The sequence below is a fragment of the Nevskia sp. genome (assembly GCF_023266035.1).
Classification (GTDB): Bacteria; Pseudomonadota; Gammaproteobacteria; order Nevskiales; family Nevskiaceae; genus Nevskia.
The window spans coordinates 1-8,272 of the sequence record NZ_JAHFRY010000167.1; the positions used below are offsets into that span (position 1 = coordinate 1).

9 protein-coding genes and 1 pseudogene are annotated in these 8,272 nt (G+C 64.0%); 5 read left to right on the forward strand and 5 right to left on the reverse strand.

Translation table 11 applies throughout. From position 1 onward, the window contains the following. Positions 1-542 precede the first annotated feature (542 nt). On the forward strand, positions 543-1,982 hold the full coding sequence (locus tag Q0D45_RS19385; protein WP_293396887.1) for a mannose-1-phosphate guanylyltransferase/mannose-6-phosphate isomerase: 1,440 nt from the start codon (positions 543-545) through the stop codon (positions 1,980-1,982). 55 nt (positions 1,983-2,037) lie between these two features. Here Q0D45_RS19385 and arsH read toward each other — a convergent pair whose 3' ends face one another. From arsH to Q0D45_RS19405, 4 genes are read right to left on the reverse strand one after another with little or no spacing between them, the layout of a single operon-like run. Continuing rightward, entirely contained in the window at positions 2,038-2,775 is a 738-nt protein-coding gene (gene arsH / locus Q0D45_RS19390) for an arsenical resistance protein ArsH (RefSeq protein WP_366946508.1), read from the reverse strand. Next, positions 2,741-3,172, reverse strand: coding sequence for an arsenate reductase (glutaredoxin) (arsC, locus tag Q0D45_RS19395; protein ID WP_293396892.1), 432 nt, complete (start codon positions 3,170-3,172; stop codon positions 2,741-2,743). The genes arsH and arsC overlap by 35 nt, the downstream gene beginning before the upstream one ends. Next, positions 3,169-3,867 carry an MIP/aquaporin family protein gene (locus tag Q0D45_RS19400; RefSeq protein WP_293396895.1) on the reverse strand — a complete coding sequence of 233 codons (699 nt, stop codon included), beginning with the start codon at positions 3,865-3,867 and terminating at the stop codon, positions 3,169-3,171. Before Q0D45_RS19400 ends, arsC begins: the two co-directional genes overlap by 4 nt. Continuing rightward, positions 3,864-4,196, reverse strand: a complete 333-nt coding sequence (locus Q0D45_RS19405) for a metalloregulator ArsR/SmtB family transcription factor (RefSeq protein WP_293396898.1) — start codon at positions 4,194-4,196, stop codon at positions 3,864-3,866. The genes Q0D45_RS19400 and Q0D45_RS19405 overlap by 4 nt, the downstream gene beginning before the upstream one ends. A 160-nt stretch (positions 4,197-4,356) precedes the next feature. Here Q0D45_RS19405 and Q0D45_RS19410 point away from each other — a divergent pair, with 160 nt between their 5' ends. Together Q0D45_RS19410 and Q0D45_RS19415 are read left to right on the forward strand one after the other, a co-directional pair. Then, complete coding sequence (locus Q0D45_RS19410) at positions 4,357-4,989, forward strand: hypothetical protein (protein WP_293396901.1); 633 nt, start codon at positions 4,357-4,359, stop codon at positions 4,987-4,989. 25 nt (positions 4,990-5,014) lie between these two features. Beyond that, positions 5,015-6,355 (forward strand): MFS transporter, encoded by a 1,341-nt coding sequence (locus Q0D45_RS19415; RefSeq protein WP_293396904.1) that lies wholly within the window; start codon positions 5,015-5,017, stop codon positions 6,353-6,355. Here the strand turns inward: Q0D45_RS19415 and Q0D45_RS19420 are convergent. After that, the gene (locus Q0D45_RS19420; protein WP_293396907.1) at positions 6,343-7,131 is read right to left on the reverse strand and encodes an exodeoxyribonuclease III; all 789 of its coding nucleotides are present in this window, start codon (positions 7,129-7,131) and stop codon (positions 6,343-6,345) included. The genes Q0D45_RS19415 and Q0D45_RS19420 overlap by 13 nt on opposite strands. Positions 7,132-7,239: 108 nt before the next feature. Between Q0D45_RS19420 and pyrE the strand changes: the two genes are divergently transcribed. Beyond that, a complete protein-coding gene (gene pyrE, locus Q0D45_RS19425; protein ID WP_293396910.1) occupies positions 7,240-7,887 on the forward strand; it encodes an orotate phosphoribosyltransferase in 648 nt (215 codons plus the stop codon). Next, positions 7,874-8,272 (forward strand): annotated as a pseudogene (locus tag Q0D45_RS19430) (hypothetical protein); the annotation flags it as partial. The gene pyrE and the pseudogene Q0D45_RS19430, both read left to right, overlap by 14 nt.

The window sequence follows — 8,272 nt, forward strand, 5'->3', positions numbered from 1 at the left end:
GTGTTTGCATGATTTTCGGATTCTCCCCAAGGCGGCGGGCGGTGCGGCGGGTGTGATTGCAACCCGGGACGTCCCGGGAGATTCCCCCGGCAGATCAATATATAGGGGTTAAAAATGCGGTCAACCCCAATATGCTGTGGTTGAAGCTGTGGATAGCACTGGAATGGCCAGTGCAAAAGCTGTGCATAAATAGCCTAAGCCAAGGTCGCGATTGCAGTTGTCGGTGATGCAAGCCGCGTGACCGATACGCGCTGTCGCCGTTCGGAGCCGACAAACGGTTTGACTCCACCGCCAGGCATTCGTCACACGCTGGCTCGCCGCGCAATCCGCTCGTTACCGCTGGCCCAGGATTTGCTCGGGGATTTCTGCATAAACCGTCAGGTGCCGCTGAACGAGATGAGAACAGCCGACTTGGTCGCAGTTCACGTCCGTATGGGACTTCCTGCCCGGTTCTCAAAACTGAGACATTCGCTAAGCTAGTCTTCTGTTGCAATAAGACTCAATTTCCTCCTGTTCCTTCCCCGAAATCAGGAAAACAAAAAATGATGCTGCTGCCTGTCCTTCTCGCCGGCGGTGCCGGTTCGCGGCTTTGGCCGTTGTCGCGCGAGCAATATCCCAAGCAGTTCCTGGCGCTGACCAACTCATTCAGCCTGTTGCAGAACACCGCACTGCGCACTCAGATCCTGCCCAACGTCGTCGCTCCGCTGGCGGTTTGCGCCGAGGGCCACCGCTTCATCGTCGCCGAGCAGTTGCGCGCGGTGAACATGGGTCAGGCCAAGGTGTTGCTCGAGCCGGAAGGCCGCAACACCGGGCCGGCGACCACCTGCGCCGCACTGTGGGCGCTGGAAACCTACGGCCCGGAAACGATCCTGTTCGTGATGGCCGCCGATCACACGATTCCCGATGAAGCCGCGTTCGCGAAGGCTTCGGCGATTGCTGTCGAGGCCGCGAAGGCCGGGCATATCGTCAGCTTCGGCATTCAGCCGACGCATCCGGAAACCGGCTTCGGCTACATCAAGGCTGGCGCGCCGCTATCCGTCGAGGGTGCCAGCGCGATTGCCGCCTTCGTCGAGAAGCCGCCGCAGGCCAAGGCTGAAGCTTTCCTCAAGGAAGGTGGCTATTACTGGAACGGCGGCATGTTCCTGTTCCGCGCCGACGTCTTCCTGGCGGAAGTGAAGCGCCTGGAGCCGGACATGCTGGTCGCCTGCGAGCTTTCGCTGGCAAAAGCCAAGCGCGATGCCGATTTCGTCCGCCTCGACGGTCCTTCCTTCGGTGATGCCCGCAACGAATCGATCGATTACGCGGTGATGGAAAAGACCGAGAAGGCTGCGCTGGTGCCACTCAATGCTGGCTGGGACGATGTCGGTTCCTGGAATTTCCTCGCCAAGCTGCCGGCGGTCGATCCGCGCGGCAATCTGGCGCGTGGCGACGTGATGGTCGAAGACTGCGACGGCACCCTGGTGCACGGCACCCATCGTCTGGTCACCGTGCTCGGCCTCAAGGATACCGTCGTCGTCGAGACCGTCGATGCGGTGCTGGTGGCCTCGCGTGATCGCCTGCAGGACGTCAAGAAAGTCGTCAATCGGCTGAAGGCGGCGGGCCGCAGCGAAGCGGTGGCGCGGCCGCGCGTCTACCGGCCTTGGGGCTGGTACGAAACGATCTCGCTGTCCGATCGCTTCCAGGTCAAGCGCATCCTGGTCAAGCCGGGCGAAAAGCTCAGCTTGCAGATGCACCACCACCGTGCCGAGCACTGGGTGGTGGTCAAGGGCACGGCGCGGGTCACCAATGGCGACAAGGTGTTCCTGCTCGGTGAGGACGAATCGACGTACATCCCGCTGGGTCATTCGCACCGCCTGGAAAACCCGGGCAAGGTGCATCTGGAACTGATCGAAGTGCAGTCCGGCAGCTACCTCGGCGAAGACGACATCGTTCGCTTCGAGGATGTCTACGGCCGCACGCCGGAAACGGCAGGCATGCCCTGAAGTCCCCGCCGGGTGTAGCCGCAGCTCTGCGGTTACATCCGGCACCGTTTTGGAATCAAAGCGCGCGTTGATTGACGCGCTTTGACAGCTCGGCCGCCGATTCCCGGCGCTCGCTGTAGCGATCGACCAGATGCGTCGACACCTCACGCGTGAGCAAGGTGAACTTGACCAGTTCCTCCATCACGTCGACGACCCGGTCGTAGTACGACGACGGTTTCATTCGTCCGTCCTCATCAAACTCCAGAAACGCTTTCGCCACCGAACTCTGGTTCGGGATGGTGATCATCCGCATCCATCTTCCGAGGATGCGCATCTGGTTCACGGCGTTGAACGACTGCGAGCCGCCACTGACCTCCATTACCGCCAGGGTCTTGCCCTGCGTGGGCCGAACCGCGCCGTGCTTGAGGGGAAGCCAGTCGATCTGCGCCTTCAGGATGCTGGTCATCGCGCCGTGACGTTCCGGCGACGTCCAGACCATGCCTTCGCTCCACGCTGCCAGCTCGCGCAGTTCCTGCACTTTCGGATGTGACTCCGGCGCGCCATCGGGCAGTGGCAAGCCGGCAGGATCGAAGACGCGGGTTTCCGCACCCATGGCCTGCAGCAGACGCTCGGCCTCGAAGGTCAGCAGCCGGCTGAACGAGCGCTGCCGCAGCGAGCCGTAGAGCAGCAGGATGCGTGGTGCGTGCGCGGTTCGTGTCGACGGGCTTGGCGTATCGAGCGACGGGCGCCGGAACTGGGCGGCATCGACATTCGGAAGATCAGCGAGGAGGTCGGACACGCTTGCCCTCCGCATCAACCACCGCTTCGCCATCTTCCTTCGCGAAGGCGCCACGCTGCGCCGCTGGCAGCAGATCGAGCACAAGTTCCGATGGCCGGCACAGGCGCACGCCCAGCGGCGTCACCACGATCGGGCGGTTGATCAGGATCGGATGCTGAAGCATGAAGTCGATCAGTTCGGCATCGGCCCACTTCGGATCGGCGAGGCCGAGATCGTCATACAGCGAACCCTTGTCGCGCAGCACGCTGCGCACCGGCACGGCCATCTTGGCGATCAACGCAACGAGCGTGGTGCGGTCCGGCGGTGTCTTCAGGTATTCGATGACGGTCGGTTCGATGCCGGCGTTGCGGATCATCGCCAAAGTGTTGCGCGAGGTTCCGCAGGCGGGGTTGTGATAGATCGTGATGGTCATGGGTAGGCTTCGGTGATGGAGTTTGCCGAGGGTGAGGGCCACAGCCAGGCGCCGAGCAGACCGCCGGCCGTGGTGCCGGCGAGTTGCGCAATCACGAAGCCGGGGACGTCGGCCGGTGCAATGCCGGCGAAGGTAGCGCTCAGGCTGCGGGCCAAGGTCACTGTCGGGTTCGCGAACGAAGTCGACGAGGTGAACGCATAGCCGGCCACGATCCAGGCGGCGACCAGCAACGGCGTCCAGGCCGGACGCGTGGCCAACGAGCCGAGAATGCCCAGCATCAGGCCGGCGGTGGCAACGAACTCGCCGATCCATTGGCCGGGCCCATGGCGGGCGTGTTCGCTGAGTTGCAGTAGCGGCAGATCGAACATCGCGTGCGTCAGCAGCACGCCGATGATCGCGCCCGCCAGTTGGGTCGGCAGATAGGCGAAGAAGGCGCGCCGCGACAATTCGCCACGCGCCCAGAACAGTGCCGACACCGCCGGATTGAAGTGCGCGCCGGACAGCGGCCCGAACACGCTGATCAACACGAGCAGCCCGGCGCCGGTGGCAATCGCATTCAGCAGCAGCGCCAGCGCCGTGTTTCCGGCCGCGAGTTGCTCACCCATGATTCCGGAGCCGACGACGATCGCCAGCAGCAGTGCGCTGCCCAGGAATTCGGCCGCAAGGCGGCGAGGCAAGTCGACGATGTTTCTCACGGATTGGCCGGCTCGCAGCAGGCGGTCGGCAAGCAAGCGGCAGTCGTGCCACGGCAACAGTTCTCGGTGAGGTAGCCGAGCAGCGCGTTCATCGCCTCGTAGTTCGCCGAATAGATGACATAGCGCCCGTCCTGCCGCGAATGGACGAGGCCGGCGTGCAGCAATTCCTTGAGATGAAACGACAGGCTGGCCGGCGCCACCGACAAACCATCGGCCAGCCGACCGGCCGCCAGACCGTCCGGCCCGGCTTCAACCAGCATCCGGTACACCGACAAGCGGGTCTCCTGCGCCAGAGCGGCGAGGGCAACGACAGCCGAGGTGATTTCCATATTTAAACATTAGTCAAAATATTAAATTGATTCAAGTCGGCAGAAAGAATCGGAAGAATCGGGGTCAGATACAGATTACGAACGGTCGCCCACGCGCCGATCGCTCCGATTTCCCCGCCGATCCAGCGTCGCCAGTCAGCCGCCACCGCTACAGTGCGGCATGGCACCTCCGCCGACCCTTCCGCCGCTGCCGCAGGCCTTCCGCTTCGTGCTCGGTCACGAGACGCAGGCCTTGGTGCGCACGGTGCGGCCTACCGATCTGCCGTATTTCGTCAGCGGCTACGCGCGTCTGTCATCGGAATCCCGGCATCTGCGCTTCTTCTCGCAGGCTTCGGAGTTGAGCGCCAAGCAGCTCGATTTCCTGACCCATCCCGATCACCGCGGCCATGAAGCCTGGGGCGCGCTGGATATGAAATATGCCGAGCCGATCGGCATCGGCGTTGCCCGCTACATCGCCATGCCGGAGCGCCCGGGCGTGGCCGAAGTGGCGCTGACCGTCATCGACGCCTACCAGCGCATCGGCGCCGGTTCACTGCTGCACGCCTGCCTGCATCTCAGCGCATCGCGCCAGGGCTATCGCAGCTTCTACTACGACGTGCTGTGGGAGAATTCCGGTTTCCTGCGCTATCTGAAATCCTTGGGCGGCAAGGTCGTTGGCTCGGAGGCCGAGGTTGCCAACATCGAGATGCCGATCTACGGATCGTCGATCGAGGTGCCGCAGCGCGATGGCACGGCGATGCGCTTCGCCCGGCTGATGCACGATGTAGTGACGGCCACGTCAATAGACGCCTGAGCGCTTTCCCACTTCCTGATTCGGCATGACCTTTTCGATCTCCCGCTGGCGCGACACCCTGCCGCTGTCACTGCGCCCGTATGCCGAAAGCGCGCCGCTGGCGGCGCTGCTGCTCGGCATCTCGTCCGGTTTCCCCTACGCGATGATTGGCGCCACCTTGACCACGCGGCTGGCGCAGGACGGCATCACCAAGCGCACGGTCACCGCGTTCTCGCTGGCCTTCCTGGTCTACAACTTCAAGTTCCTGTGGGCGCCGCTGGTCGATCAGGCGCGCCTGCCGCTGCTCGGCCGCTTCGGCCAGCGCGTTTCCTGGTTATGGCTGGCCAGCGCGCTGGTCGCGGCGGCGACGATCTTTCTAGGGCTGGTGACGCCGGCCGATGGTCTGCCGCTGATGGCCTTCGCGGCGATCGCGCTGGGTGCCGCCGGCGCGACCTTCGACATCGTCATCGATGCCTATCGCATCGAACTGCTGAGCCCCGAACAACTCGGCGTTGGCTCCGGCATGTCGCAGTACGGCTGGCGCATCGGTTCGGTAACGGCCGGCTCGCTGGCATTGCTGGTCGCGGCCGATGCCGGCTGGGCGCTGGCTTACGGCTTGTGCGCATTGCTGGTGCTGCCAGCCGCGGCGGTTGGCCTGCTGATGGGCGAGCCGCTGCGGCGCCGGGCGCCGATCATCGCCAAGGGTTTTTCCCAGACCGTCGCTGCGGTGTTCGGCCCGCTGGCGGAATTCTTCCGCCGCCGCGGTGCGCTGCTGGTGCTGCTGTTCGTGCTGCTGCACAAGATCGGCGACACGCTGGCCAATCTGACCCTGCGCCTGCTGCTCAACGATCTGCAGTTCACCAACGATGAGATCGCCAAGTACGACGTCGGCTTCGGCTTCATCGCCTATCTGATCGGCATCTTCATCGGCGGCATTCTCTATGCGCGGCTCGGGCTCAAGCGCTCGGTGCTGATCGCGCTGGTGCTGATGGCGGTGTCGAACCTGAGCTTCGCCGCACTCGCTGCGATCGGCCACAGCCCCTGGTTCCTGGCCTTCACCATCGGCTTCGAGAACATCGCCAGCGGCATCGGCGGTGTGGTGATCGTCGCCTACCTGTCGGCGCTGTGTTCGCTGAATTTCACCGCGACTCAGTTCGCGCTGCTGTCAGCCGCCGCGTCGATCGTCGGCCGGGTGCTGACCGGCTCGACGGCCGGCGCGATGATCGAAGCGTTTGGTTATGTCGAGTTCTACGTGCTGACCACGCTGATCGCGCTGCCCGGTGTCTTCCTGTTCGCCTGGATGTGGCGCGCCGGGCTGATCGACAGCTCGATCGCCGACAACGAGCGCGCCAATGCCGAATCGGCAGGACCGAATCAGTCGGCGTAGTCGATGACCACCGGCGCGTGGTCGGAGAACTTCACGCCCTTGTAGATGTGCGCGGCGGTGATCTTCGCGGCCATCGCCGGTGTGACGATCTGGTAATCGATGCGCCAACCGACATTGTTCGCGTAGGCGTTGCCGCGATTCGACCACCAGCTGTAGGCCTCGCCTTCCATCGTCGGATGCAGGGAGCGAAAGCCGTCGACCCAACCCAGTCCGTCGGGCAGGGCGCCGAACAGCCCGTCGAGCCAGGCGCGCTCGTGCGGCAGGAAGCCGGAATTCTTCTGGTTCGAGCGCCAGTTCTTGATGTCGATCTTGGTGTGGGCGATGTTCCAGTCGCCGCAGATCACGTAGTCCCGGCCGCTGGCCTTCCATTCGCGCAGCTTCGGCAGGAAGAACGCGAGGAAGCGGTCCTTCGAAGCCTGGCGCTCCGGGCCGGATGAGCCGGACGGCAGATACAGCGATACCACCGACAGATTGCCGTGGCGCAGTTCCAGGTAGCGGCCTTCGTCGTCGAATTCCGCTACACCGAGCGTGTCGAGCACGGCATCAGGCTCCTGCTTCGAATAGATCGCCACTCCCGAGTAGCCCTTCTTCACGGCGCTGCGGAAATGCGCGAAATAGCCGGCCGGCGCGAACGTATCGTCACCGGCCAGATCTTCGATCTGCGCCTTGGTTTCCTGAATGCAGACGTAATCGGCATCAACGGTTTTCAGCCAGTCGAACAGGCCTTTCTTGGCCGCGGAACGGATGCCGTTGGTGTTGATCGAGATGATGCGCATGGCGGAAAGACGAGGCGACCGGAGGATCGGTTCGCGCATGCTAGCGCAGCCTCGCCAGGCGCTTGTGCGAAACTTTCGGCCCCACCGCCGCCTGAAACCGGACCCCGCATGAAGCCGTACCAGACTACCTTCCTCGATCTCGCCCTCAAGGCTGAAGTGCTGAAGTTCGGCAGCTTCACTTTGAAGTCCGGCCGAGTCAGCCCGTACTTCTTCAACCTCGGCCGCATCTCTTCGGGTGCCGCACTGCGCGATCTTGGCAAGGCTTACGCCGAAGCGCTGATCGCCCATGGCGTCGAGTTCGATCTGCTGTTCGGCCCGGCCTACAAGGGCATTCCGCTGGCGGCGGCGGTCAGCATCGCCTACGCAGAACTCACCGGTCGCGACCTGCCGTTCGCCTACAACCGCAAGGAAGCCAAGGATCACGGCGAGGGCGGGGTGCTGGTCGGCGCCGATGTCGCCGGCCAGCGGGTCGTGGTGGTCGACGACGTGCTGACCGCCGGCACTGCGCTGCGCGAATCGCATGCGCTGCTGAGCCGTGCCGGTGCCCGCCCAGTTTTGGCCATAACTGCCCTGGATCGTCAGGAAGTGGGCGCCAATGGGCGCTCGGCCGTGGCCGAGCTGGTCGAGAAAACGGGGCTCGAGGTGGTGTCGCTGGTCACGGTCCAGGACTTGCTCGGTTACCTGCATGAACAAGGTGGAAGAGCCGAAGTGGTGGCTGCGATTGCCGATTACCAGCAGCGTTATGGCGTGGCCTGAGCCGCGTGGCCTAACCGGCCGCGGCCTGCTGAACGGGCTGCTGCTGGCAGCATTTGCTGCGCCCTGGCTGTCGCTGCAAGCGGCCACCGTGCAGTGCTGGAAGAACGATGCCGGCCAACGCATCTGCGGCGATGCAGTGCCGCCGTCCGAAGTGCGACGTCAGCGCGAACTGGTCGATCAGCGCGGCATCACCCAGAAAGTGCTGCCGGCGCAGAAATCGGCGGCCCAGGTCGAAGTCGAAACCCGGACCCAGCGCGAGCGTGAGCAGGCGCTCGCCTACGATCATTACCTGCTGCAGTCCTACACCAGCGTGGCCGACATCGAACGGACCCGGGACGAACGCATCGGCGCGCTCGACGGTCGTCTGGTACTGGCTGAGAAGGCG